The organism is Pseudomonas sp. Z1-14, assembly GCF_051132005.1.
GTDB lineage: Bacteria > Pseudomonadota > Gammaproteobacteria > Pseudomonadales > Pseudomonadaceae > Aquipseudomonas.
Window position 1 is genome coordinate 2,152,373 of sequence record NZ_CP071646.1, and the last position, 25,997, is coordinate 2,178,369.

Sequence of the window (25,997 nt, forward strand, 5' to 3'; positions counted from 1 at the left end):
AGGGCCATCCTTGGCCCAGCGCGGCTATCCCGGCATCCATGCCGGGATGCCCACTGCGCAATGCCTGCGTTCGGCCAGCGTGGTTAACGGGGCGCCCCAGATCAAGATCAAGATCAAGATCAAAAGCGAGGCGGCATCTCTTCAGCTATACCCCGATCTAACTGTGGGAGCGAGCCTGCTCGCGAAGGCGGTGGGACTGCTCGCATGGATGTTGAATGTGTTGAAGCCCTCGCAAAAATTCTCCTACTCGGGAGGAATATTGTTCAAAAGACGACGATGAACCCCGTGGCGAGGGAGCTTGCTCCCGCTGGGCTGCGCAGCAGCCCCAAACCATTCAGCAGGATGCATCCGGACAACAGCAGGTTTTTTACGACTGCTGCGCAGCCGAGCGGGAGTAAGCTCCCTCGCCACGGGTTTATCCTTTTCTTGGGGAAAACAACAAATTCGCCATCCATGCAAGCTGACCCACCGCTTTCGCGAGCAGGCTCGCTCCCACAGAGGAAATGCAAAACCCACCAAACCAGGTCGGCTCGAAGGTCGCCTCGCGGTGGACGTTGATTTCGGCGCCCCGTTAACCACGCTGGCCGAACGCAGGCATTGCGCAGTGGGCATCCCGGCATGGATGCCGGGATAGCCGCGCTGGGCCAGGGACGGCCCTTCGCGGCGGGCCCACGGAGCAATGCCGGAGTGAGGGCACACCGAGCCCAGGCGAGGTGCCGAGTGGTGGGGCAAAAGCGTTTTGGTTACTTTTACGCTTCATAAAAGTGACCCGCCGTAAGGGCGGAACCCTAAGCAGCCGTTACCAAAAAAATGGATATACACCCCAACAAGGCCACCGCATGAACTGACTGGCGGCGCTTGTCAGGCAAAACCGACAGGAGTACAAATGTACTCCATGACGACTCTCACTCCCCGCCGTACCGCCATCCTGACCTTCATCCGCGAACGCATCGCCGAGCAGGGCCAGCCTCCCAGCCTCGCTGAAATCAGCGAGGCGTTCGGTTTTGCCTCCCGCAGCGTGGCGCGCAAGCATGTGCTGGCGTTGACCGAAGCCGGTTTCATCGAAGTCAATCCGCACCAGGCCCGAGGCATCCGGCTGTTGAACCAGCCGCCGCGCCCCGAGCTGCTGGACGTGCCGGTGTTGGGTCGGGTGGCCGCCGGCCTGCCGATTGGCGCCGATGCCGAGGTCCATAGCCGCCTGTTGCTGGATCCGGCGATTTTCACCAAGGCGCCGGACTACCTGTTGCGGGTCCAGGGCGATTCGATGATCGAGGACGGTATCCTCGATGGCGATCTGGTCGGTGTACAACGTACGCCCCAGGCCGCCAACGGGCAGATCGTCGTGGCGCGCCTGGACGGTGAAGTGACCATCAAGCGCTTCGAGCGAGTCGGCGAGCGCGTGCGCCTGTTGCCACGCAACCCGGCCTACCAGCCGATCATCGTCGAAGCCGACCAGGACCTGGCGATCGAAGGCGTGTTCTGTGGCCTGGTGAGACAAGGCTGATGGGCGCCGTCGTTGCGCTGGACACGCTGTTCAATGGCGGCCAGGTCTGGAGGGGCCGGCCTGCGCCGCCGGCCGCCAGCCCGCAGCCCACCGGTCATGCAGCGTTGGACGCGGCATTGCCCAGTGGTGGCTGGCCGGACGCGGCGTTGACGGAAATCCTCATCGGCGCGCCGGGCGTGGGCGAGTTGCAACTGGTGTGGCCGACCCTGGCGCGGCTGTCGGTGGCGGGGGAGCGCATCGTGCTGGTGGCACCGCCGTTCGTACCCTATCCCCAGGCCTGGCGAAATGCCGGGGTGGACCTGCGCCAGTTGTCGATTATCCAGGCCGACCCACGGGATGCCTTGTGGGCCACCGAACAATGCCTGCGTTCGGGCAGTTGCGGCGCGGTGCTGTGCTGGCCGCGCCAAGCGGATGACCGGGCCTTGCGCCGCCTGCAGGTCGCGGCGGAAACCGGACAGACCCTGGCGTTCGCCTGGCGCTCGATCCAGGAAGCGATCAACCCATCCCCGGCGGCCTTGCGCATCGCCATCGATGCCCGCCCGGCACAATTGCGGGTGCTCAAGTCCCGGGGCGGACTGGCCCGTTCGGCGCCGATTGCGTTCACCACGCACACGGGGCATTGAGGTTGCAATGCGCTGGGTCTGTATCCTCTTCCCGCGATTGGCGCTGGACGCCGCGCTGCGCCAGCGCCCCGATCCCGACGAGCCCCTGGCGCTGTTGACCGGTCCGGCTCAGCGCCGGGTGTTGCAAGCGGTCAATGAGCCGGCGCGCGCCCTGGGCTTGCGGCCCGGCCAGACCATGACCGCCGCCCAGGCCCTGAGCAAAGGGTTTGCCACGGCCGAGTACGACGCGGCGCAGATCGAGCACTGGCAACAATTCCTGGCGGCCTGGGCCTACCGCTTCAGTTCCCAGGTCAGCGTGCATTACCCGCGCACGGTGCTGTTCGAAATCGAATCGAGCCTGGGGCTGTTCGGGCCCTGGCCGGTGTTCGAGGCTCGGTTGCGGGCCGAGCTGACTGAGCTGGGCTTTCGTCATCGCATCGTCGCCGCCCCCAACCCCGTGGCGGCGCGGATGTTGGCCAATGCCCATGACGCCCTGGTGGTGCCCGATGGCGAAACCTTGCAAGCGTACCTGGGACAAATGCCGGTGGACCGCATCGGCCTGGCGCCCGACGTCGCCACGGCACTGTCGCGCATGGGCCTGCGCCACCTGGATCAGGTCCGGGCCTTGCCTCGGCACACCCTGGCGCGGCGCTTCGAGGCCGATGTGCTCAAGCACCTCGACGCGCTGACGGGCAGTCGTACCCTGGCGCTGTCGTTCTACCTGCCTCCAGACCGTTTTGATGTGCGCATCGAACTCAATTACGACGTGCAGTCCCATCAGGCACTGCTGTTTCCGCTGCGTCGGTTGACCGGTGACCTGTCGGCTTTCCTGTGTGGGCGCGACAGCGGTGTGCAGCGTTTCGACTTGCATCTGGAACACGCCGGTCTGCCGGACACGGTGATCAAGGTCGGCCTGCTCAGCGCCGAGCGAGAGCCTTCGATGCTGTTCGAACTGGCCCATGGTCGTCTTGAACAGGTACAGGTCGAGGCGCCAGTGCGCGGATTTCGCTTGTGTGCCGACAACCTGCCGAGCTTCGTGCCCCAGCGCCTGGAGTTGTTCGACGAGCGTCCTCAACAGTCCTTGCCCTGGGAACAACTGCGCGAACGGCTGCGGGCGCGCCTGGGGGATGACGCCGTGCTGGGGCTGGGATTCGGTGACGATCATCGACCCGAGTGCGCCTGGCAGATGACTCCCCAGCCGCGGCAACAGGCATGCCCGCTGCGCGAGGAAGTCCAGCGTCCCGGCTGGCTGCTCGGCGAGCCCCAGGCGTTACCCGAGGGCCAGGCGCGCATCCTCATGGGGCCGGAGCGCATCGAGTCCGGCTGGTGGGACGGAGCCGACGTGCGCCGCGATTACTACCTGATCGAAACCCGCGCCGGGCAACGCGGCTGGGCCTACCGACCGGTGGGCGAGGGCGGGCCGTTGTGGCTGCAGGGCTGGTTCGCATGAGCATCGAATACGCCGAGCTGCATTGCCTGTCGAACTTCAGTTTCCAGCGCGGCGCCTCCAGCGCCCTGGAATTGTGTCGCCGCGCCAAGGAGCAGGGTTATGCGGCCCTGGCGATTACCGATGAATGCACCCTGGCCGGGATCGTCCGGGCCTGGCAGGCGGCCAGGGAGCTTGGACTGCAACTGATCGTCGGCAGCGAAATCCAGGTCGAGGACGGCCCGAAACTGGTGCTGCTGGTGGAGAACCTCGTGGGCTACCAGAACTTGTGCCGGCTGATCACCCGCGCCCGGCGGCGTAGCGAGAAAGGCTGTTATCGCATCGTCCGGGAAGACTTCGACGAACCTCTGCCGGGTTTGCTGGCGCTGTGGATCCCCGAAGGCAAGGCGCCCGAGGAGCAGGGGCGCTGGCTCCAACAGGTTTTCAACAGGCGATTATGGCTGGCCGTGCAGTTGCATTGCGGCCAGGACGATCGCCAGCGGCTGGCGGACTTGCTCGCGTTGGCCGGACACCTGGGCCTTTCCGCTGTCGCCACGGGGGATGTGCACATGCATGTGCGTGGTCGGCGTGCCTTGCAAGACACCATGACCGCCATCCGTCACCACGTCAGCGTGGCCGAGGCCGGCCAGCGCCTGCACCCCAACGGCGAACGCCATCTGCGCAGCTTGCAGGCCCTGGCCGATCTCTACCCGCGAGCCTTGCTCGATGAAACCCTGAAGATCGCCCGGCGTTGTACGTTCGACCTCGGCCAGTTGCGCTACGAATACCCCCGCGAGCTGGTGCCCGAGGGTCACGATCCGGCTTCCTGGCTGCGGGAATTGACCGAGCGCGGCCTGCGCGAGCGCTGGGTGAACGGCGTGACAGACAAGGTGCGCCTGCAGATCGACAAGGAATTGGAGCTGATCGCCGAACTGGGCTACGACAGCTACTTCCTCACCGTGCAGGACATCGTCAGTTTCGCCCGTAGCCGCCACATTCTCTGCCAGGGTCGAGGCTCGGCGGCCAACTCGGCGGTGTGCTACGCCCTGGGCATCACCGAAATCGATCCGAGCCAGACGGACATGTTGTTCGAACGCTTCCTGTCCCGCGAGCGCAATGAGCCGCCGGATATCGATGTCGATTTCGAACACGAGCGCCGCGAAGAAGTCTTGCAGTATGTGTTCCAGCGTTACGGCCGGCATCGCGCGGCGTTGACGGCGGTGGTCAGCAGTTACCACGGCGCCGGGGCGGTGCGCGATGTGGCCAAGGCCTTGGGCCTGCCGCCGGACCAGGTCAATGCGCTGGCCGATTGCTGTGGGCGCTGGAGCGATGAAGCGCCGCCCCTGGACCGCTTGCGCGAAGGTGGTTTCGACCCGGACAGCCCGGTGTTGCGCCGGGTGCTGAGCCTGACCCGGCAACTGATCGGCTTCCCCCGGCACCTGTCCCAACACCCCGGCGGTTTCGTGATTTCCCAGCAACCGCTGGACACTCTGGTGCCGGTGGAAAACGCCGCGATGGCTGAGCGCACCATTATCCAGTGGGACAAGGACGACCTCGATGCGGTCGGGTTGCTCAAGGTGGACATCCTCGCCCTGGGCATGCTCAGCGCGATCCGCCGCTGTTTCGACCTGATCGCGCATTACCGGGGTGTGCGGCATACATTGGCGTCATTGCCCAAGGACGATCGGGCGACGTTCGAGATGATCAGCCGCGCCGACACCATCGGCGTGTTCCAGATCGAATCCCGGGCGCAGATGGCGATGTTGCCCCGGCTCAAGCCCAAGGAGTATTACGACCTGGTGATCGAGGTGGCGATCGTACGGCCGGGACCGATCCAGGGCGGCATGGTGCATCCGTATCTACGGCGACGAAACAAGGAGGAGCCCGTCACTTATCCTTCGGAAAAACTGAAAAAAGTGCTGGGTCGCACCTTGGGCATTCCGTTGTTCCAGGAACAGGTAATGCAGATCGCCATTGTCGCGGCGGACTACACGCCCGGCGAGGCGGACCAGTTGCGGCGCTCGATGGCCGCGTGGAAACGCCACGGCGGCCTTGAGCCGCATCGCGAGCGCCTGGCAGAAGGTATGAAGCACAACGGCTACACGCCCGAGTTCGCCGCGCAGATCTTCGAGCAGATCAAGGGCTTCGGCAACTATGGCTTTCCGGAATCCCATGCCGCCAGTTTCGCCTTGCTGACCTACGCCAGCAGTTGGCTCAAATGCCACGAACCGGCGGCGTTCGCCTGCGCCCTGATCAACAGTTGGCCCATGGGTTTCTATAGCCCGGACCAGATCCTCCAGGATGCCCGCCGGCATCAGTTGCAGATCCGTGCGGCGGACGTGCGCGCCAGCGACTGGGAATCCAGCCTCGAACCCCTGGAGGGCCGGCAACCGGCGATCCGCATGGGCTTGCGCCTGATCAAGGGCTTTCGTGAAGACGATGCCCGCCGTATCGAGGCGGCTCGTAGACAGCGGCCTTTCAGCGATGTGGCGGACCTTGCCGAACGGGCTCGACTCGATGCCCGGGCCATGGAACAACTGGCCGACGCCGGCGCGTTGCGCGGTATGGCCGGCGATCGTCACCGTGCCCGCTGGGAAATCGCCGGGGTGCAAAAACAACTGGGCCTGTTCGCCGGTTTGCCCAGCGAGGAGGAACCGCCCGTGGTCTTGCCGACGCCCACGGTGGGGGAGAACCTGTTCGCCGACTACGCCACGTTGGGCACCACGCTGGGGCCGCATCCGCTGGCCTTGTTGCGTCCCGAATTGCGCGCCCGGCGCTGCCGCAGTTCGCGGGAATTGCAAGCGGTGGAACACGGTCGCAACGTCAGCGTCGCCGGGCTGGTCACCGGCCGCCAGCGCCCGGGCACGGCCAGTGGCGTGACCTTCGTCACCCTGGAAGATGAATTCGGCAACCTCAACGTGGTGGTCTGGCGCGACCTGGCCGAGCGTCAACGCAAGGTTCTGGTGGGTTCGCAATTGCTTCGGGTGGACGGGCGCTGGGAGAGTGTCGGCGAGGTCCGGCACCTGATCGCCGGGCGCCTGAGCGACCTGACTGGATTGCTGGCGGGCATCAATGTGCGCAGCCGCGATTTCCGCTGAACAGCACCCTGTGGCGAGGGAGCTTGCTCCCGCTGGGCTGCGCAGCAGCCCCAAAACCATTCAGCAGGATACATCTGGATAACAGCGGGTTTTTTACGACTGCTGCGCAGCCGAGCGGGAGCAAGCTCCCTCGCCACGGTGTTCACCCTGTCCCCCGGACCAGACAGGACCGGCGCAAAGGCTTCTGCATGAACCAATTGCCAACCCCGCGCTCGAAGCACTAGCACAAGGGACTTGTGGTATGCCGCTTCCCTGCTGGTAGTTTGAGGTGAGAGTCGTTCCATGAAGTTCTTATCCCAGAGTAACGGGTGTCCCGGTTGGGACGGTGAGATGGCCCGACGTATCCGGGCCTACGATTGGAGTCGCACCGATCTGGGCGCGATCGAGCACTGGTCCGCCAGCCTGCGCAGCGCTGTCCAGTTGATGCTGGCTTCGCCCTTGCCGATGGTCATGTTGTGGGGCCGCCAGGGCTTCATGATTTATAACGATGCCTATGCCGAGTTTGCCGGCGGCCGTCACCCGTACCTGTTGGGGCGCGCGGTGGAGCTGGGTTGGCCGGAAGTCGCTGAATTCAATCGCCATGTACTCGACGTGTGCCTGGCTGGCGGCACCTTGTCCTACCGTAGCAAGGAACTGGTATTGCTGCGCGACGGCAAGCCCGAAGACGTCTGGATGGACCTCTATTACAGCCCGGTGCCCGACGATGATCATTCGCCGGCTGGCGTCCTGGCGATCGTCGTGGAAACCACCGAACTGGTGCTCAGCGAGCGGGCCCGACAAGAGGCGGAACGCAGCTACCGTGCGGTCAACGAGCGTATTCAGTTGGCGCTTTCGGCCGGGCCGTTGCTGGGCTCGTTTGTCTGGGATATCCCGGCCGACACCCTGTCCGGCGACGAGCGTTTCGCCCGTACGTTCGGCTATCCGCCCGAATGTTCGTTGGATGCACTGCCCATCGAGATCGCTCGCCAGCGCATCCATCCGGATGATCTTGCCGACGTGGAGCAACGTGTCGACCTGACGGTGCGCACGGGCGCGCCCTACAGCGCTGAATACCGTGTGCGCCGTGGTGAGGGCGAATACCTCTGGGTGCTGGCCAGCGGCCGCTGCGAGTTCGATGCGTTGGGCAAGCCCCTGCGTTTTCCCGGTGTGCTGATCGACATCAATGAGCGCAAGACTGCCGAAGCGTCGTTGCTCAAGTTCACCCGCGATCTGGAACAACGGGTCGCCGATGAAGTACAGGCGCGGCTGGCGGCTGAAGAACAGTTGCGCCAATCGCAGAAGCTCGAGGCCATCGGCGGGCTTACGGGGGGCGTGGCCCACGACTTCAACAATCTGCTCCAGGTGATCGGTGGAAACCTGCATTTGCTGGCTCGCCACGAACCCGACAATCCCAACGTGCAACGGCGGGTCGGGGCGTCCATTGAAGCCGTGGAGCGAGGCGCCAAGCTGTCATCGCAACTATTGGCTTTTGCCCGGCGCCAGCCCTTGTCCCCGGCCGTCTACAACCCCCGGCGCATCTACGATGGCCTGGGCGAGTTGTTGCAACGGGCACTGGGGGAAACCATCCGGATCGAGGTAGCGTTGCCGGATGAGCCTTGGTGCATCCATGTCGACCGCAACCAATTGGAAAACGCCCTGTTGAACCTGGCGATCAACGCCCGCGATGCCATGGGCGGCGAAGGGACCATCTGCCTGATCGGCGAGAACATCGCACTGGATGAGTCATCATGCGCCGGTAAAGGTGTTGCGGCTGGCGATTACGTACGGCTGTCGGTGACCGATTGTGGCGCGGGCATGGCGCCTGAAGTCCTAAAGCAGGTTTTCGAGCCGTTCTTCACCACCAAGACCGACGGCCACGGTACCGGACTCGGGTTGAGCATGGTGTTCGGGTTCGTCAAGCAGAGCGGCGGCCATATCGAAATTTCCAGCCATCCGGGAGAAGGCACCCAGGTGCACATGTACTTCCCGCGCAGCCATAGGCCCGAGTCGGAGGAGCAGACGCACCACCGCACGCATCAGTCGGGCTTGCAGGAAACTGTCCTGGTGGTCGAGGACAACGATGACGTGCGCGGTGCCTCGGTGGAATTGCTCGAGCTGTCGGGTTATCGGACCCTGACCGCGGCGAATGGCGACGAGGCCATGAAATTGTTGCTGGAGGGCACCTCGGTCGACCTGATCTTCACCGACGTGGTCATGCCCGGGCTGATCAAGAGTTCCGACCTGGCCGCCTGGGCCAAGGTCCAGTCCCCGCCGGTGCCGGTGTTGTTCACGTCGGGGCACACCCGCGACATCATCTCGCGCAATCATCAGTTGAGCCCGGACACCCATCTGCTGAGCAAACCCTATAGCCCGGATGCGCTGACCCGGATGGTCAGGTCGGTACTGGGCGGCTGAGCATGCTGCAAAAGAATGGAACCCAGCCGCCTTGCCACCTTCGAATAACCAAGGCCGTCGATTGAACCGGCCCTGTCATGAACGAGGTGTCCAATGAGCGATCCTGCAAATACCCAGCAACAAGGCCAGACGCAGACCCAGTCTTCGCGTAACGATCCGGCCGTCGATCCCCAAGCGCCGGGCAACCCGCCCGCCGGTCCGGCTGGAACGCACCAGGCTCACAGCGCTGCCAGCGAGGTCGATCAGAAACAACATCACCAGGACAACGACAACACCTACAGCCCTGGCTTCAAGCCAGAGCCGGATCGACCTGGCCCCGGCGACAAGACCGACGCCGACATCGATACCGCCGACAGCTAGCCAACAAAAAGCCCGACTCGAGAGTCGGGCTTTTTCATGCATTGCTTTGAGTTATTTACTAGGATGCGCGGCCTGGAGCTTCTTGGCCATTTCCAAGTGGTGCTGCAGGTCGGGCAGCATTTTCTGGGCAAACGCCTTGAGTTCGGTATTGCCAGGCTTCTTGTCGTCGGTGACGGTCTCGGCTTCCTTCTTGAACAGGGCGATGGTTTCTTCATGGGCCATCACCTGGTTGTTGGCGAAGGCTGGATCGAAGGACTCGTCACGCACATCGAGAATCTTGGCCTTGGCCTTTTTCATCAGCGTGGTGTCATCCGGTACTTCGATGTCGTGTTTTTGCGCCAGCGCCTTCAGCTCTTCGTTGGCTTTGGTGTGGTCGGTGATCATCTTGTTGGCGAACTCCTTGATGTCCGCCGATTGGCTTTTTTGCAGCGCCAGTTTGCTGGTTTCGATTTCCGCTATGCCATTGGCCGCCGCGTTATCGACAAAGTCGTTGGACGTCGCGGCCCATGCCATGCCCATGCTGGTACTCAAGGCAACTGCCAGGCCGAGTTGACGCAGGGTAAATCTGTCCATAGGTAAGTCTCCACACAGGTTGTACAAGTGTTCTTGTGGTCACTGTTCAATGGAGAGCGGGAAGGGGCCGAAGGTTTGATCGGAGCGCGGCGCGGCACGACGAACGGTCACCGCTGGTCGGATTGGCGGTCGACAGAAGCCGACCGGCAAGGCCATGCTGGTGACAGGCAGTGCCATGAAAAGCACTCGCCACCGAACCAACCAAAGGAGGTGCTCCATGCCGGTGTCCCATGATCTTTGCCAGGATCTTGATTGCACAAAAGACCACATCCAGCAGAAGCGTAGCGAGGATCCGACGCTCGACGAATTGCTCAAGAAGTATGCGCGAATCGACGCCGAGGTCGTGAATGCCGAGAAGCCGCCCGTCACGCTGTCCGATCCTGCTTTGGAGACACTCAAGAAAGAACGCTTGCAGACCAAGGACAAGATCGCCGAATTGATGCGGGCGTAGTCCAACCAGGTTGTACGGGCCCTTTGTTCTGCAAAGGGCTTTTTGACAGTAGGCGCTTGTGTGGCGAGGGAGCTTGCTCCCGCTGGGCCGCGAAGCGGCCCCATCCTGATCTGTCAGCCCAACGGATCCCAACGCTGGGACCAGTCACTGCCAGCCTTGACGATCCCCCGGAGCACCTCGAACGCCTGCTGCAATGCCGCCGAATCGCGGTCCCTGGAATACACCAGGTAGGTCGGGTAGTTGAACTCCGGCGCCTTGGGCACCCGCTCCAGAATGCCGCTGTCCAGGTAGCTCTGCACGACCCGGGTGCGGAAGTAGCCGCTACCGCCGTTTTCCAGAATATATTGCAGCGCCAGTGGACCGAGATTGAAGGTCACGGCGGCCTTGGCCTTGTCCGGAAGCGCCGTGTCGTGCTGGCGTCGGAAGTCCGCGCTCCAGTCGATGTACACGTAGGGCTCGGGGCGAGCGGCCAGGCGCACCAGGATGAGTTTCTCCTCCAGCAACTGCTCCACCTGCAATCGCGGCCAGTACTCGGGCTGATAGACCACCGCCGCATCCAGCAGACCCAGCTCCAGTTGCTGCAAGAGTTTTTCACCGTCGCGGATGTCCATGCGCAGGGCATGGCCGGGGATTTTCTGGCGCAGCTCCCCCGCCCAGGCAAGCATCAGGGGATTGCACAAGCTGACCTCGCCACCGAGATGCAAGACGTTGCGATAACCCTCGGGCAACGGCAGGTCCCGGCGGGCGGCCTCCCACGTCTGTACGAGCTGGTTGGCGTAGACCACGAAGGCTTCGCCATCGGCGGTCAGTCGCGCACCGGCACGGTTACGCACGAACAGCGCGCAGCCGAGCTGGCTTTCGAGCTTCTGGACCCGGGCGGTTATCGCCGTCTGGGTGACGTGCAGCTTTTGCGCCGCAGCGGCGAGGCTGCCGTGGCGGACGATTTCCAGGAAGGTACGGGCGAGGTCGATGTCCATGGTCGGGCCGAAGCGGGTGGAGCGGGCATTGTAAGAGCTGGCCCAGCTATCCGATACCATCCACATCCCTGTGGGAGCGAGCTTGAACTGGTCAAGTAATTCTGGACACCAGTTAAGGTTTCACGCCGCCAGTTTCTCCATAGCTACCGGCGACCGGTAGCCGTTGTAGCTATGGAGCCTGACGTTGTTGTAACGCATCACATAACGCTGCACATCCACCCGGGCTTCATGCTCCGAGTTATAGCCGTCTTCCGGCACCCATTCTGATTTCAGACTTCCAAAGAAACGCTCCATCGGGGCGTTGTCCCAGCATTCACCTTTGCGGCTCATGCTTTGCAGGAGTCCATGCTTGCGCATCTCATTCCTGAATTTGTGGCTGGTGTATTGGCAACCTTGATCAGAATGAAACAGCACCTCTTTTGGGCGGCCTCGCAATTGCACCGCCATTCGCAACGCTTCGCAGGTCAGCGTGGCATCGGAAATCATTGAAAATGACCACCCTACGATCCGGCGAGCAAACAAATCCAGCACCGCTGCGAAATACATCCAGCGCTTGCCAACCTTGATGTACGTCACATCGCCACACCACACCTGATTGATCGCCGTGACATCAAACTTGCGCTTGAGCACATGCGGCGCCACCAGGGCCTCCACACCAGAAGATTTGTACTTGTGCCGACGCCGCTGATGACTGACGACACCGGCTTCGCGCATCAAGCTGCGAGCCATATGCCGCCCGACGCGATGTCCCTTTGCTTGCAGCTCCTTGGAAAGGGTGCGAGATCCAGCGGACGCTCTGGACTCCTTGTGATGCTCGACCAGCACGGCTTTCAGTTTCTCCCGTTCAGGCTTCACCTTGCCTTGGCGCTGACGCCAGGCGTAAAAGCTGCTGCGGTTGACTCCAAACGCCCGACAGCAATTGTTAACGCCGTACTGCTCGTCCAGCTCGTTGATCAACGAGAATGATCTTTGGAGTCCAAAAGCAGGAGAGCACTGGCCTTTTTTAGGATTTCAATGTCCAGGTCTTTTTGCCTGAGCAAGGCTTTGAGCTGCTGGATCTCTCGCTGATCGGCGGTAATCGCCCTGGCCCCCTCCGGGGTCGAACCCAAGCGCTCTTTGCGAACCTGATCGACCCAACGGCGCAAGGCAGTAGGGCCAATATCCAGGCTGGCACAGACATCGGGAACTGATTGGCCTTCATCCAGCACCATGCTGGCAGCTTTGAGCTTGAACTCACTGGAATAAGATTTACGCATATCCAAACACCTCGATTTGGGCACCATCATAGCGCCCGATTGAAGTGTCCAAAATCATTAGGCCAGTTCAGCCTGCTCGCGAAAAACAAAAATCCCGCCACAAGGGCGGGATCTGGTTACAGCCAGGGCGCGACCCGATCTCAGGACGGGAACAGCTCGGACAGTTTCATCGACAGCATCATGTCGCCTTCAACGCGCAGCTTGCCGCCCATGAAGGCTTGCATGCCGTCGGTTTCGCCGCTGACGATGTCCTTGAGGGTCTGGCTATCCAGGACCAGCGTGCAGTTGGCGTCGGGGTTCGCGCCTTCCTGGATATCGCAGGTGCCATCCTTGACGATCAGGGCGTACTGCTTGTCTTCGTCAGTGATATTGAAACCAAATACCAGGTCCAGGCCGGCAGCGGCGGCTGGGTTGAACTTGGCTTGCATGGCTTTTACGGCGTCGGCTACGGAGGTCATTGTTTCGATCCTTATTTGAGTGGTACAGCAAGGGTCTGCAAGTAATCCGGCCTCAGCGGAAGGTGATGAGGTCCGGGGTCTTCAGCAGTTGCAGATGCGCATGACTGTTGAAGGAAGCCAGGGCCACCTCGCGGCCTCTGAATTTCAGTTGGTTGAGCGAGGTGTTGACGATCTGCCAGTTCAGCTCGAAAGCTTGCCGGGCAGGCATCTGGGTGATCAGGTGAAGCAGGGCGGTGATGGTCCCGCCGGAGGTGAACACGGCGATCTTGTGGGTCTTGTCGGCCTTTTCGAGGATGCGGTGCAGGCCGGCCTGGACCCGCTCGACAAAACCCAGCCAGCTCTCCAGCCCGGGCGGGTCATACTGGCCGCTGAGCCAGCGTTCGACGATCAAGGCAAAAATGCGCTGGAACTCTCCGCGGTTCTGCGCCGCGTTGCGCAGGATATGCAGCGCTTCGGGCTCCTGGGCCAGCATGTCCGGGAGCAGCGCGCGGATCACCGCGTCGGCATCGAATTCGTTGAACGCCGCATCAATTTCCACCTCGGGAACCGGCAGCCCGACAGCGGACATCGCGCCCAGCGTGCCGATAGCGGTGTCCTGCTGGCGACGCAGGTCGCCCGAGAGGCAGCGATCGAACACGACGCCGAGCTCCGCCAGGTGGCCGCCGAGCACTTGGGCCTGGCGTATGCCATTGGGCGAAAGGACATCGTAGTCATCCGCACCAAAGGAGGCCTGGCCATGTCGTATCAGATAAATGCTGCCCACGTCCGCGTCATCCCGGTACGTTGAAGGTTTGGCGAGGTTATGAGGATGGCGGGGGGCTGTCAACGAAAAAACATACGCTCGTTTGAAATGACCGTTACAGGCCCGTCCGGACTCACCCGCGTTACGGTAACAGCAGGTTTCATGGCTGGCAGCGGGGCAGGCGCATGGGTATGCTGGGACCGTTACGCGCCTGCGTTCAGTGGCGCATTGCATTTAAGGAGTCGCTGTGGAGTTTTTTGTCGAATACGCCGGTTTTCTGGCCAAGACGGTGACGCTGGTGATCGCCATTCTGGTGGTCATGGCCAGTTTTGCTGCGTTGCGCAGCAAGGGACGGCGCAAGTCGGCCGGGCAGTTGCAAGTCAGCAAGCTCAACGATTTCTACAAGGGCTTGCGTGAGCGTCTGGAGCAGACGCTGCTGGACAAGGACCAGCTCAAGGCGCTGCGCAAGAGCGAAGGCAAGGCTGAAAAAGCCGGGAAGAAACAGAAAGACAAACCGGCGGCCAAGCCCCGGGTATTCGTGCTGGACTTCGATGGCGATATCAAGGCTTCCGCCACCGAGAGCCTGCGTCACGAAATTACCGCGCTGCTGACCCTGGCGACCCCGAAGGACGAAGTAGTCCTGCGCCTGGAAAGCGGTGGCGGCATGGTCCACAGCTACGGCCTGGCCTCGTCGCAACTGGCGCGGATCCGTCAGGCCGGCGTGCCGCTGACGGTGTGCATCGACAAGGTTGCAGCCAGCGGCGGCTACATGATGGCGTGCATCGGCGAGAAGATCATCAGCGCCCCGTTCGCGATCCTCGGCTCCATCGGCGTCGTGGCCCAATTGCCCAACGTCAATCGCCTGCTGAAGAAGCACGACATCGATTTCGAAGTGCTGACCGCCGGCGAGTACAAACGCACATTGACGGTGTTTGGCGAGAATACCGAGAAGGGCCGGGAAAAATTCCAGGAGGACCTGGACATCACCCATGAGCTGTTCAAGAACTTCGTGTCCAACTACCGCCCGCAGCTGGCTATCGATGAAGTGGCAACCGGCGAGGTCTGGCTCGGTGTCGCCGCGCTGGAGAAACGCCTGGTGGACGAGCTCAAGACCAGCGATGAATACCTGGCCGAACGGGCCAAGGGTGCCGAGCTCTATCACCTGCACTATGCCGAACGCAAAAGCCTGCAGGAGCGCATCGGCATGGCGGCCAGCGGTTCGGTGGACCGGGTGCTGCTGAGCTGGTGGAGCCGCCTGACGCAGCAGCGGTTCTGGTAGTCCGGGAAAGAGCGAACACACTAAACCCTGTGGGAGCGAGCTTGCTCGCGATAGCGGCGGCACATTCAACAGAGATGCAAGCTGAGCCAGCGCTATCGCGAGCAAGCTCGCTCCCACAAGGTCCAGGGTGGACTGAAGATTAGGTTTCGCCCCCCATCATCAACAAAAAAGCCCTGACCCGGTACACCCGGATCAGGGCTTTTTCATACTTCAACTATCAGCGGCGGCGAAACAGTGGCAACGGTTCGTCAGTGGCCGCCTGGTAGGTCACCGAAAAGTCCTTGAGGCTTTCGAGGGCTTCATAGGGGTCTTTGTCGGCACGCAGGGCAAAGGCGTCAAAACCGCAGCGGCGCATGTAGAACAACTGGTCGCGCAGCACATCGCCAATGGCGCGCAATTCACCCTTGAAGCCATACCGTTCGCGCAACAGGCGCGCGTTGGAGTAGCTGCGCCCGTCGGTGAAGGCCGGGAAGTTCAGGGCAATGACCTGGAGCTGATTGGCATCATCGCCGATTTCTTCTGCTTCTTCGTCGGCATCCAGCCACACGCCCAGGCCACCATCACGGGCTTTGAGCGCATGGGCATGGTCGCGCCAAAGGGCGAGGGGCACGATCAGGTCGTCGCAGTTGGAAATGCCATCGAAGGTCGCGTCCTTGGGCAGCAAGTGCCAGGTTTCGTCGATGACCTCGTTGTTCTTAATGATTCGCTGCATAGACGCGTTCCTTGAAGAGGTCGATGCCGATACGTTGATAAGTGTCGATGAAACGCTCGTCTTCGGTACGTTGTTCAATGTACACGTCGATCAGCTTCTCGATCACATCCGGCATGTCATCCTGGGCAAACGACGGGCCGAGGATCTTGCCCAGGCTGGCGTCGCGGCTGCCGCTGCCACCGAGGGAGACCTGGTAGAACTCCTCGCCTTTCTTGTCCACGCCGAGGATGCCGATGTGACCGACGTGGTGGTGACCGCAGGCATTCATGCAGCCGGAAATGTTCAGGTCCAGCTCGCCGATGTCGAACAGGTAGTCGAGGTCGTCGAAGCGGCGCTGGATCGACTCGGCGATCGGAATCGACTTGGCGTTCGCCAGCGAGCAGAAATCCCCGCCCGGGCAGCAGATCATGTCGGTCAGCAGGCCGATGTTCGGCGTGGCGAAGCCTTGCTCGCGTAGCTCGCCCCACAGGGTAAACAACTGGCTCTGTTCAACGTCCGCCAGGATGATGTTCTGCTCGTGGGACGTGCGCAGCTGGCCAAAGCTGTAGCGGTCGGCCAGGTCGGCCACGGCGTCCATCTGCTTGTCGGTGATATCGCCCGGTGCGACACCGGTCGGCTTCAGCGACAGGGTCACTGCGACGTAGCCCGGTTTCTTGTGCTTGAGGGTGTTGCGTGTCCGCCAGCGCGCGAAGCCCGGGTGTTCCTTGTCGAGGGCGGCCAGTTCGGCGTCCTGGTTGTCCAGGGCCTTGTAGGCCGGGTCGACGAAATGCTTGGCCACGCGATGGACTTCGGCTTCGGTCAGGGTGGTCTGGCCGCCACGCAGGTGGACCATTTCGGCCTCGACCTTTTCGGCGAACACTTCAGGCGTCAGGGCCTTGACCAAGATCTTGATCCGCGCCTTGTATTTGTTGTCGCGACGCCCGTAGCGGTTGTACACCCGCAGGATGGCGTCGAGGTAGCTCAGCAGGTCCTGCCATGGCAGGAACTCGTTGATGAACGCGCCGACCACCGGCGTACGGCCCAGGCCGCCGCCTACCAGCACGCGGAAGCCCAGCTCGCCGGCGGCGTTGTAGACCGCTTCGAGGCCGATGTCATGGACTTCGATGGCCGCGCGGTCCGAGGTCGAGCCATTGATGGCGATCTTGAACTTGCGCGGCAGGTAGGCGAATTCCGGGTGGAACGTGGTCCATTGGCGAACGATCTCGCACCATGGGCGCGGGTCGATCAGCTCGTCGGCCGCGACGCCGGCAAACTGGTCGGTGGTCACGTTGCGCAGGCAGTTGCCGCTGGTCTGGATCGCGTGCATCTGCACGGTGGCCAGTTCCGCCAGGATCTCGGGCACGTCTTCCAGGGCAGGCCAGTTGTACTGGACGTTCTGCCGGGTACTGATGTGGGCATAGCCCTTGTCATAGTCGCGGGCAATCTGGGCCAGCTTGCGCACCTGGCGCGAGGTCAGTTGGCCATAAGGCACCGCCACGCGCAGCATCGGGGCGAAGCGCTGGATATACAGGCCATTCTGCAAGCGCAGAGGGCGGAATTCTTCTTCGCTCAGCTCGCCTGCCAGATAGCGTCGGGTCTGATCACGGAACTGCTTGACGCGGTCCTCGATGATCCGCTGATCGTACTCGTCATATACGTACATATAAGTCTCGTTCTCAGGCTTGGGCCGATCAGAAACAGCTGCAGGTTGGCTCGCTGAAATCGGGTTCTGCCTCGGCAATTCTGCGCGCACGGCCGCGCACTCCTAGAGGAGCCGGTGCAAGATACCTGTTTTGAGTTATGCGCAAAAGTGATGTTTGAGTATATGTAAAGAACCAAATCGACTAATGCCTTAGATTATTGGCTAACCCACATTTGTCGTACGGGCAATCATCGTCTTAACTGTGGTCGAGTCCCTATGCAATCACCTACAAAACCGACAAGAGGCGATGCAATGAGTAATCCGACCAAAGCAAGGAAAAGCGACAGTACCGTTGATGCCTGGGCCATTCTGTTCCTGATTATCCTGGTGGTGGGCACGGCGGTGTTCTGGGTCAGTCATCAATAAACGGTAGCCCTGGTGGTGAAAACTGTGGGAGCGAGCTTGCTCGCGATGGCGGTGGTTCAGTCACCATGAGGTCGACTGACACATCGCCATCGCGAGCAAGCTCGCTCCCACATGGGGCGGGGTGCCGTTGGCTATTTTTACAACCCCGCCAGATGCACCACCAGCTTGACGATGCCAAACAGGGTCAAGGCGAAGATCACCGTGAACGCGATTCCCAGTATCACGAAGTGACTCGGCTTGCCGTGGGTGAAATCCCGGGCGCGGTTCTTGCCGCTCTGCACGCCGAAAGCGGCGGCCAGCACGCTGTGCATCATCTGCAACAGGGTCGGCGGCTTGTTGTCGACTGGATCGTCCATAAATCCCTCGTCTGCCATGGGTTTGGGACAAGCATAGACAACCCCGGGGAAAAGATCGCAGCGCGCCTCGGCTGCGATCTTTCAGGGGCGCCTGATCAGTTGTCGTAGCCCAGGTTCGGCGCCAGCCAGCGCTCGGTCACGCTCAGGTCCTGGCCCTTGCGCGCGGTGTAGCTCTGGACCTGGTCCTTGTCGATCTTGCCCACGGCGAAATACTGCGCCTGGGGATGGGCGAAGTACCAGCCGCTGACCGCCGCCGCCGGGAACATCGCGTAGTGTTCGGTGAGGAACACGCCGCTGCGTCCGGCTTTCAGTTCGCTGGCCTCGGGGTCGAGCAGGCGGAACAGGGTGGCTTTCTCGGTGTGATCCGGGCAGGCCGGGTAACCGGGGGCAGGGCGGATGCCGGTGTATTGCTCCTTGATCAGCGCCTCGTTGTCCAGGCGCTCATCCTTGGCATAGCCCCAATATTCCTTGCGCACCTGCTGGTGCAGCCATTCGGCGCAAGCTTCGGCCAATCGGTCGGCCAGGGCCTTGACCATGATCGAGTTGTAGTCGTCGCCGGCGTTCTGGTAGGCCTTGGCGACTTCTTCGGCACCGATGCCGGCGGTGGTGATGAAGCCACCGACATAGTCGGTCACGCCGCTGTCCTTGGGTGCGACGAAGTCGGCCAGGGAGAGGTTCGGCTTACCGTCGGTCTTGATGATCTGCTGGCGCAGGTGATGCAGGCGCGCCAGTGGCTTGCCGTCGTCGCCATAGACTTCCAGGTCGTCGTCATGCACCTGGTTGGCCGGCCAGAAGCCGAACACGGCGCGGGCGCTGATGAGTTTCTCGTCGATCAGCTTGCGCAGCATCGCCCGGGCATCGGCGTACAGCGCGGTGGCCGCTTCGCCGACCACTTCGTCGGTGAGGATGCGCGGGTATTTGCCGGCCAGGTCCCAGGAAATGAAAAACGGCGTCCAGTCGATGTACTCGGCCAGGACGTTCAGGTCGATATCGTCCAGCACCCGTGCGCCGGTGAAAGTCGGCTTGACTGGCTGGTAGCTGCTCCAGTCGAACTGCGGCTTCTTCGCCACGGCCGCCGGGTAGCTCAGGCGCTCCGTGCGGGCGCTGCGGTTGGAGGTGCGCTCGCGCACGTCTATGTAGTCCAGGCGGGTCTTCTCGACGAACGCCGGCTTGAGCTCCTTGGACAGCAACTGCGTCGCCACGCCCACGGCGCGGGAGGCGTCGGTGACGTAAATCACTGCATCATTGCTGTACTTGGGCTCGATCTTCACGGCGGTGTGGGCCTTGGAGGTCGTGGCGCCACCGATCATCAGCGGCAGGTGGAAGTCCTGGCGCTGCATCTCCCGCGCCACATGCACCATTTCATCCAGGGACGGTGTGATCAGGCCGGACAGGCCGATGATGTCGCACTTCTCGTCCTTTGCTACCTGGAGGATTTTCTCCGCCGGCACCATCACGCCGAGGTCGACCACGTCATAGCCGTTGCACCCCAGCACCACGCCGACGATGTTCTTGCCGATGTCGTGGACGTCGCCCTTGACCGTGGCCATCAAGATCTTGCCCTTGGCCTCTGGCTTGTCGCCTTTTTCCGCTTCGATGAACGGAATCAGGTGCGCCACGGCCTGCTTCATCACGCGGGCGGACTTGACGACCTGGGGCAGGAACATCTTGCCGGCGCCAAACAGGTCGCCGACGATGTTCATGCCGGCCATCAGCGGGCCTTCGATCACTTCGATCGGGCGGGCGAAGGACAGGCGCGATTCCTCGGTGTCCTCGACGATGTGGGTGGTGATGCCCTTGACCAGCGCGTGCTCCAGGCGCTTGTTCACTTCCCAGCCGCGCCATTCTTCGGTTTCCGCTTCCTTGACGCTGCCGTCGCCCTTGTACTTGTCAGCGATCGCGAGGAGGGCGTCGGTGCCTTCGGGTGTACGGTTGAGGATCACGTCTTCCACCGCGTCGCGCAGTTCCACCGGGATCTGGTCGTAGATCTCCAGTTGGCCGGCGTTGACGATGCCCATGGTCAGGCCCGCGCGGATCGCGTGCAGCAGGAACACCGAGTGGATCGCCTCGCGCACCGGGTTGTTGCCGCGGAACGAGAACGACACGTTGGACACGCCACCGGAGGTCAGCGCGTAGGGCAGTTCGTCGCGGATGTAGGCGCAGGCGTTGATGAAGTCCACGGCATAGTTGTTGTGCTCTTCGATACCGGTGGCGACGGCGAAGATGTTCGGGTCGAAGATGATGTCTTCCGGCGGAAAGCCAACCTCGTTGACCAAGATATCGTAGGAGCGCTTGCAGATTTCCTTCTTGCGCGCCTCGGTGTCGGCCTGGCCGGCTTCGTCGAAGGCCATCACCACCACGGCGGCGCCGTAGCGCTTGCACAGCTTGGCGTGATGGATGAACTGCTCGACGCCTTCCTTCATGCTGATGGAGTTGACGATGCCCTTGCCCTGGATGCACTTGAGGCCAGCTTCGATGACTTCCCACTTGGAGGAGTCGATCATGATCGGCACGCGGGAAATATCCGGTTCGCCGGCGATCAGATTGAGGAAGGTCACCATGGCCTTCTTCGAATCGAGCATGCCCTCGTCCATGTTGATGTCGATCACCTGGGCGCCGGCCTCGACCTGTTGCAGCGCCACTTCCAGGGCTTCGGTGTAGTTGTCTTCGCGGATCAGCCGGGCGAATTTGGCGGAGCCGGTGATGTTGGTCCGCTCGCCGACGTTGACGAACAGCGAGTTGCGATCGATGGTGAACGGTTCCAGGCCCGACAGGCGGCACGCCCGGGGAATCTCGGGAATCTGCCGTGGAGCATAGCCAGCGACGGCCTTGGCGATAGCTTCGATGTGCGCCGGGGTAGTGCCGCAGCAACCGCCGACGATATTGAGGAAGCCGCTCTGGGCAAATTCTTCAATGACCTTGGCGGTGTCCACCGGCAGCTCGTCGTATTCGCCGAATTCGTTGGGCAGGCCGGCGTTGGGGTGAGCCGATACATGGGTGCTGGCCTTGTTCGACAGTTCTTCCAGGTACGGGCGCAGTTCGCTGGCACCGAGGGCGCAGTTCAGGCCGACGGAGATCGGCTTGGCGTGGGCCACCGAGTTCCAGAAGGCTTCGGTGGTCTGGCCGGAGAGGGTGCGGCCGGAGGCGTCGGTGATGGTGCCGGAAATCATGATCGGCAACTCGATGCCCAGCTCTTCATAGACGCCTTGCACGGCGAAGATCGCGGCCTTGGCATTGAGCGTGTCGAAAATGGTCTCGATCAGGATCAGGTCGGCACCGCCTTCGATCAGGCCCTTGGTGGCTTCGGTGTAGTTCTCCACCAGCTCGTCGAAGGTCACGTTGCGGTAGCCGGGGTTGTTCACATCCGGCGACAGCGAGCAGGTGCGGCTGGTCGGGCCGAGCACGCCGGCGACGAAGCGCGGCTTGTCCGGGGTTTCGAGGGTCTTGGCGTCGGCCACCTTGCGGGCCAGGCGCGCGCCTTCCAGGTTCAGCTCGTAGGCCAGGCCCTGCATGCCGTAGTCGGCCTGGGACACCTGGGTGGCGTTGAAGGTGTTGGTTTCGAGGATGTCGGCGCCGGCATCCAGGTAGGCCTTTTCAATAGCGCCAATCACGTCGGGGCGGGTCAGCACGAGCAGATCGTTGTTGCCCTTGACGTCGCTCGGCCAGTCGGCGAAGCGTTTGCCACGGTAGTCCTGCTCTTCCAGCTTGTAGCTCTGGATCATCGTGCCCATGCCGCCGTCGAGGATCAGGATGCGTTCCTTGAGGGCCTGCTGGAGAAGATAAAGGCGAGCGCTGCGATCAGACATAGGACTACCTGGAAAAAAGACCATTACGAAGGCCGGAATGATAGCAAACCTGTGCAGGATTTGATCATGGAGGGCTTTTGCATGAATTTAGCTCATGTTCGCAAGCGGTACCGGCCCGATCTATTACCGGCTCTGGCCGGTGCAGGGGGGATCGTGCACAAGACCCACATCACCTATGGCTTGAGCGCAGCGAAGATGACGCGGATCAAGCGCGACCTCGCCCGGCAGTTGCTGCTTCGCGCCCTTGCGCGGTCGGCTGCTTTCCTGACAAAAATACTGGGACTTTGTCCGGCGCGATGATTGGCGTAAACTGCCGGCAAGCCTGCGAGGAGTTTCCATGACCGCCATTACCATTACCGATGCCGCCCACGATTACCTGGCCGACCTGCTGTCCAAGCAGAACACCCCGGGTATCGGGATCCGCATCTTCATCACCCAGCCCGGCACCCAGTACGCAGAGACGTGCATTGCCTACTGCAAGCCGGGAGAAGAAAAACCCGAAGACACCGCGCTGGGGCTCAAGAGCTTCACCGCGTACATCGACTCGTTCAGCGAAGCTTTCCTGGACGATGCGGTGGTCGACTACGCCACCGACCGCATGGGCGGCCAGCTGACCATCAAGGCGCCGAACGCCAAGGTACCGATGGTCAACGCCGACAGTCCGGTCAACGAGCGCATCAACTATTACCTGCAAACCGAGATCAACCCGGGGCTGGCCAGCCACGGCGGCCAGGTGTCGCTGATCGACGTGGTGGAAGACGGCATCGCCGTGCTCCAGTTCGGCGGCGGTTGCCAGGGCTGCGGCCAGGCTGACGTGACCTTGAAGGAAGGCATCGAGCGCACCTTGCTCGAGCGCATCCCGGAACTCAAGGGCGTGCGCGACGTGACCGACCACACGCAGAAAGAAAACGCCTACTACTGATAGGTGCTAGCTGCGTGCAGAACACTGTGGCGAGGGAGCTTGCTCCCGCTCGATTGCGTAGCAATCGCAAGGCAACCCGCGCGCCTTCCGTGATTGACGCGTGAGTCGCCAGGGGACCGCTACGCGGTCCAGCGGGAGCAAGCTCCCTCGCCACAAAAGCTTCTGCGACCAGCATGCCATCTTAGAGGCGCCGCCGATCCCTGTGGGAGCGAGCTTGCTCGCGATAGCGGTGGGTCAGCTTGCGTTGATGTTGAATGTGCCATGGTCATCGCGAGCAAGCTCGCTCCCACAGGATCCGGGTCAGGGTCACGATTCCGGCGGGCATCGTGTGGGAGCGAGCCTGCTCGCGAAGGGGCCGGCACATTCGACATCGTTGCCGGCTGATCCGCCGCTTTCGCGAGCAGGCTCGCTCCCACCTCGCTCCATATCGACGAGTCAGGGCCTGTACAGATGCGCATGCCCGGCGCGATACAGCGATGATTCACTGAACACATCATTGCCCAACACACGCCCCACCAGTATCAGCGCCGTACGTCGAAAGCCCTTGGCTTGGACCTTCCCGGCGATATCCTCCAGCGTACCCACCACCCAATCCTGATCCGGCCAAGTGGCCCGGTGAATCACCGCGATCGGACAATCCTCGCCGTAGTGGGGCAGCAGTTCGCCGACTATTTTTTCCAGGTGATTGACGCCCAGGTGAATCGCCATGGTTGCGCCATGCCGCGCCAGGCTGGCGAGTTCTTCCCCGGCGGGCATCGCGGTCTTGTCCGCGTAACGGGTCAGGATCACGCTCTGGGACACGTCCGGTAGCGTCAGCTCGGCGCCGAGCAGGGCCGCGCAGGCTGAGGTGGCGGTGACGCCCGGAACGATTTCGAAAGGGATGTCCAGCTCCCGCAGGCAGCGGATCTGCTCGCCGATGGCGCCATACAGACTTGGATCGCCGGAGTGCACCCGGGCCACGTCCTGGCCGTTCAGATGCGCGATCCTGATCAGTTCGACGATCTGTTCCAGGTGCAGCTCTGCGCTATTGACCACCTGTTCGGCGCTGTGGCCTTCGAGCACGGCCGCCGGCACCAGGGAGCCGGCGTAGATGATCACCGGGCAACGGTGGATCAGGCGCTGGCCTTTCACGGTAATCAGTTCCGGGTCGCCGGGGCCGGCACCGATGAAGTAAACGGTCATGACCGGTTCCTGTAGAAAAGGGCCTTGCATGAGCAGCGCTCATGATTCCGGCGGCGATTATCGAGGGTTACGAAGCTGCCGCCAATGCCAGGGTGGCTTGCGCACTTTTCTGGCGGGTAATCAGCAGTCTCGCGGGCGAATCGCCCAGTTGATCGGCCAGGGCAAGGGCGGCGCTTTCGGCGACGCCGTGGCAGCCCGTACGCTCGAAGGCGATCCGGGAACGCTGGCTGAGCTGCGTTTGATAACTCGCCAACTGCTCGGCAGTGAAGCAGGTCAGTGGCAGCGCCAATTGCTCGGCCAGCTCCAGCAGGCCTGGTTCGTCGTGCTTGAGATCGATACTGGCCAAGGCCTGTACGTCATCGAGCGCAATGCCGTGGGCCAGCAGCGTCTGCTCAATCAATGCCCGCAACGCACTGGCCGGGCAACCGCGTTGGCAGCCCAGGCCGACCACCAGGATCCGCCCGCTACTCATGTGTCGTGGCGAGGCTGGGCGCCACGGCGAAACAGCCAGGCGCTGATCAGGCCCAGGGCGAGCCAGAACGCGACATTGGTCAGTTGCGCGGCGATCTTGAACTGGCTTTCCAGCGCCTCGGGAGCCAGCATCGAATGGACTTCAGGCTGCGGCGCGCCGATGACATGAGGAACGACCAAGGTCGCGACACCCAGCAGCTTCAGCAGCCACTGCCGGCCGAAGGCAATCAGGGCGATGCCTACCGCCGTGGACGCCGCCGTGCCGATCCACCACATCTGCCGCTGGGCCAGCTCAGCCGCCGCCGTGCCAGGCAGTTCCGGTGGCAGGCCAAGCGTTGGCGCGAGGACGAAGGTGGCGTAGCCGGCCAGGCCCCAAAGCAAGCCCTGGGACGTACGCGTCGGCTCGCGCAAGGTGTACAGGCCCGCCAGCATCAGGGCGAAACCCACCGCGACCACCAGGTTGCCGCCCGTGGTGGCGAGCAGGCGTTGCCAGCCGTCTTGCGGCTCCCAGGCTTCGTCGTCATGGCTGTGGGCAGCGCCCGAAACATGCTCATGGACTTCGCTGGCCGGGGCCTTTTCGTAGGTTTCGGCTTGCTGAATCAGCGGCGAGACCCACAGGCTTTGTAGAAGAGTCAACAGCAGGGCGGCCAGCAGCCCACTGAAACCGGCAGTCCGAGCGATACGCTTGATCATGTCGTCAGGTCTCAGTGGCACGGGAACGCGGCGCTATGCCGGGTGTCGTGGGCCGCGTTGTGCACCGCTTCGATGTGGGAGAAACCGGCGAAGTAGACCAGGCCCGCACCGAGGATCGAGGCGAGGACCGCCGCGCTCAGGCGCTGGCTCAGGGTGACAGTGCTGCTGGTGGTACGGGCGGTGCTGCTGATGGTCGACATGGCGCTTCCCTCGGGTTTGTCGGCGGGGAAGCGAGCGCAATGAAAATCCGGGCGAGGGCTCGCCAGAATTCGAACAGCGCCCGCCCACCGCGGGTTTGTTGAGCTTGAGTCATGGGCCGGTCTCCGGGCTCGCGAGGGGCTGGGCCGAAGCCTTGCCTGCAAGCGTCACCTTCCCATGCCAAGGCACAGTGGATTCGACGCTTCGCTCGCTTACCGTTGCGGGGGCAGCACCGGACTGACGTGGCCTTGGAGTAAAGCACACGATTCACCGGTTTCCCGTTTCACCCTGTGAAGGGCACCCGTAACTAGGCCGACAGGAGACCATGGGCGAGGCCGGGGCGTCAATCGCGGCTTCGCGCCGCTGACATCACGGAATATTTTCCATCTCCCCCTGCAAAAGCCTCAAGTCGGGCCGATAACGAGGCAGGCGTACCCACAATTATCCCAAACAATACGCCGGCGGCATGGACGCTCGACCACCATCCGAG

25 protein-coding genes and 1 riboswitch are annotated in these 25,997 nt (G+C 62.4%); of the genes, 11 read left to right on the forward strand and 14 right to left on the reverse strand.

Translation table 11 applies throughout. The features are described from left to right. Positions 1-10: 10 nt before the first annotated feature. The 7 genes from J3P89_RS09930 to J3P89_RS09960 all read left to right on the forward strand — a co-directional run bounded on the left by J3P89_RS09930 (position 11) and on the right by J3P89_RS09960 (position 9,384). Positions 11-280 (forward strand): hypothetical protein, encoded by a 270-nt coding sequence (locus J3P89_RS09930; RefSeq protein ID WP_434698081.1) that lies wholly within the window; start codon positions 11-13, stop codon positions 278-280. 606 nt (positions 281-886) lie between these two features. After that, a complete protein-coding gene (gene lexA, locus J3P89_RS09935) occupies positions 887-1,504 on the forward strand; it encodes a transcriptional repressor LexA (protein ID WP_305500270.1) in 618 nt (205 codons plus the stop codon). Then, positions 1,504-2,127 carry a translesion DNA synthesis-associated protein ImuA gene (imuA, locus tag J3P89_RS09940; protein ID WP_434697414.1) on the forward strand — a complete coding sequence of 208 codons (624 nt, stop codon included), beginning with the start codon at positions 1,504-1,506 and terminating at the stop codon, positions 2,125-2,127. The genes lexA and imuA overlap by 1 nt, the downstream gene beginning before the upstream one ends. A gap of 7 nt (positions 2,128-2,134) precedes the next feature. Beyond that, positions 2,135-3,556 carry a Y-family DNA polymerase gene (locus tag J3P89_RS09945; RefSeq protein ID WP_434697415.1) on the forward strand — a complete coding sequence of 474 codons (1,422 nt, stop codon included), beginning with the start codon at positions 2,135-2,137 and terminating at the stop codon, positions 3,554-3,556. Continuing rightward, complete coding sequence (locus J3P89_RS09950; RefSeq protein ID WP_434697416.1) at positions 3,553-6,630, forward strand: error-prone DNA polymerase; 3,078 nt, start codon at positions 3,553-3,555, stop codon at positions 6,628-6,630. The genes J3P89_RS09945 and J3P89_RS09950 overlap by 4 nt, the downstream gene beginning before the upstream one ends. Positions 6,631-6,912: 282 nt before the next feature. Then, the gene (locus tag J3P89_RS09955; protein ID WP_434697417.1) at positions 6,913-9,024 is read left to right on the forward strand and encodes an ATP-binding protein; all 2,112 of its coding nucleotides are present in this window, start codon (positions 6,913-6,915) and stop codon (positions 9,022-9,024) included. A gap of 93 nt (positions 9,025-9,117) precedes the next feature. After that, positions 9,118-9,384, forward strand: coding sequence for a hypothetical protein (locus tag J3P89_RS09960; protein WP_434573395.1), 267 nt, complete (start codon positions 9,118-9,120; stop codon positions 9,382-9,384). A 51-nt stretch (positions 9,385-9,435) separates the two neighbouring features. Here J3P89_RS09960 and J3P89_RS09965 read toward each other — a convergent pair whose 3' ends face one another. Then, positions 9,436-9,957: a DUF4142 domain-containing protein gene (locus J3P89_RS09965; protein WP_434573397.1), complete on the reverse strand. Its 522-nt coding sequence runs from the start codon at positions 9,955-9,957 to the stop codon at positions 9,436-9,438. 217 nt (positions 9,958-10,174) lie between these two features. Between J3P89_RS09965 and J3P89_RS09970 the strand changes: the two genes are divergently transcribed. Beyond that, positions 10,175-10,408 (forward strand): YdcH family protein, encoded by a 234-nt coding sequence (locus J3P89_RS09970; protein ID WP_434573399.1) that lies wholly within the window; start codon positions 10,175-10,177, stop codon positions 10,406-10,408. A 113-nt stretch (positions 10,409-10,521) separates the two neighbouring features. Here J3P89_RS09970 and J3P89_RS09975 read toward each other — a convergent pair whose 3' ends face one another. The 5 genes from J3P89_RS09975 to J3P89_RS09995 form a co-directional block, all read right to left on the reverse strand. After that, positions 10,522-11,385: a LysR family transcriptional regulator gene (locus tag J3P89_RS09975; protein ID WP_305501220.1), complete on the reverse strand. Its 864-nt coding sequence runs from the start codon at positions 11,383-11,385 to the stop codon at positions 10,522-10,524. A 120-nt stretch (positions 11,386-11,505) separates the two neighbouring features. Further along, entirely contained in the window at positions 11,506-12,342 is an 837-nt protein-coding gene (locus J3P89_RS09980) for an IS3 family transposase (protein ID WP_434694567.1), read from the reverse strand. After that, positions 12,339-12,641, reverse strand: coding sequence for a transposase (locus J3P89_RS09985; protein WP_223551295.1), 303 nt, complete (start codon positions 12,639-12,641; stop codon positions 12,339-12,341). The genes J3P89_RS09980 and J3P89_RS09985 overlap by 4 nt, the downstream gene beginning before the upstream one ends. A gap of 140 nt (positions 12,642-12,781) precedes the next feature. Next, positions 12,782-13,099 carry an SCP2 sterol-binding domain-containing protein gene (locus J3P89_RS09990; protein ID WP_434573401.1) on the reverse strand — a complete coding sequence of 106 codons (318 nt, stop codon included), beginning with the start codon at positions 13,097-13,099 and terminating at the stop codon, positions 12,782-12,784. A gap of 52 nt (positions 13,100-13,151) precedes the next feature. Further along, entirely contained in the window at positions 13,152-13,862 is a 711-nt protein-coding gene (locus J3P89_RS09995; RefSeq protein WP_434697418.1) for a histidine phosphatase family protein, read from the reverse strand. A gap of 226 nt (positions 13,863-14,088) precedes the next feature. On the opposite strand from J3P89_RS09995, the gene sohB reads away from it, so the two are divergent. After that, entirely contained in the window at positions 14,089-15,120 is a 1,032-nt protein-coding gene (sohB, locus tag J3P89_RS10000) for a protease SohB (protein ID WP_305500284.1), read from the forward strand. A gap of 217 nt (positions 15,121-15,337) precedes the next feature. Here the strand turns inward: sohB and J3P89_RS10005 are convergent, their stop codons facing one another. The 4 genes from J3P89_RS10005 to metH form a co-directional block, all read right to left on the reverse strand. Beyond that, complete coding sequence (locus J3P89_RS10005; protein WP_305500286.1) at positions 15,338-15,832, reverse strand: DUF934 domain-containing protein; 495 nt, start codon at positions 15,830-15,832, stop codon at positions 15,338-15,340. Continuing rightward, positions 15,816-17,474, reverse strand: coding sequence for a nitrite/sulfite reductase (locus J3P89_RS10010; protein ID WP_434573404.1), 1,659 nt, complete (start codon positions 17,472-17,474; stop codon positions 15,816-15,818). The genes J3P89_RS10005 and J3P89_RS10010 overlap by 17 nt, the downstream gene beginning before the upstream one ends. Positions 17,475-18,016: 542 nt before the next feature. After that, the gene (locus J3P89_RS10015) at positions 18,017-18,235 is read right to left on the reverse strand and encodes a DUF2970 domain-containing protein (RefSeq protein WP_024781254.1); all 219 of its coding nucleotides are present in this window, start codon (positions 18,233-18,235) and stop codon (positions 18,017-18,019) included. A 95-nt stretch (positions 18,236-18,330) separates the two neighbouring features. Further along, positions 18,331-22,041, reverse strand: a complete 3,711-nt coding sequence (gene metH, locus J3P89_RS10020; protein WP_434697419.1) for a methionine synthase — start codon at positions 22,039-22,041, stop codon at positions 18,331-18,333. Between the two features lie 51 nt (positions 22,042-22,092). Between metH and J3P89_RS10025 the strand changes: the two genes are divergently transcribed. Both J3P89_RS10025 and nfuA read left to right on the forward strand, forming a co-directional pair. Then, positions 22,093-22,341 (forward strand): hypothetical protein, encoded by a 249-nt coding sequence (locus J3P89_RS10025; RefSeq protein WP_434697420.1) that lies wholly within the window; start codon positions 22,093-22,095, stop codon positions 22,339-22,341. Between the two features lie 37 nt (positions 22,342-22,378). Continuing rightward, positions 22,379-22,963: a Fe-S biogenesis protein NfuA gene (gene nfuA, locus J3P89_RS10030; protein WP_003182850.1), complete on the forward strand. Its 585-nt coding sequence runs from the start codon at positions 22,379-22,381 to the stop codon at positions 22,961-22,963. A 435-nt stretch (positions 22,964-23,398) separates the two neighbouring features. Here nfuA and cobM read toward each other — a convergent pair whose 3' ends face one another. The 4 genes from cobM to J3P89_RS10050 form a co-directional block, all read right to left on the reverse strand. Then, complete coding sequence (gene cobM, locus J3P89_RS10035) at positions 23,399-24,145, reverse strand: precorrin-4 C(11)-methyltransferase (RefSeq protein WP_434697421.1); 747 nt, start codon at positions 24,143-24,145, stop codon at positions 23,399-23,401. A 67-nt stretch (positions 24,146-24,212) separates the two neighbouring features. Further along, positions 24,213-24,617, reverse strand: coding sequence for a cobalamin biosynthesis protein (locus J3P89_RS10040; protein ID WP_434697422.1), 405 nt, complete (start codon positions 24,615-24,617; stop codon positions 24,213-24,215). Beyond that, on the reverse strand, positions 24,614-25,309 hold the full coding sequence (locus J3P89_RS10045) for a CbtA family protein (protein ID WP_434697423.1): 696 nt from the start codon (positions 25,307-25,309) through the stop codon (positions 24,614-24,616). The genes J3P89_RS10040 and J3P89_RS10045 overlap by 4 nt, the downstream gene beginning before the upstream one ends. A gap of 11 nt (positions 25,310-25,320) precedes the next feature. Next, positions 25,321-25,509 carry a CbtB domain-containing protein gene (locus tag J3P89_RS10050; RefSeq protein WP_420764493.1) on the reverse strand — a complete coding sequence of 63 codons (189 nt, stop codon included), beginning with the start codon at positions 25,507-25,509 and terminating at the stop codon, positions 25,321-25,323. Positions 25,510-25,606: 97 nt separating this feature from the next. Continuing rightward, positions 25,607-25,827: riboswitch (cobalamin riboswitch) on the reverse strand. Positions 25,828-25,997: the final 170 nt, after the last annotated feature.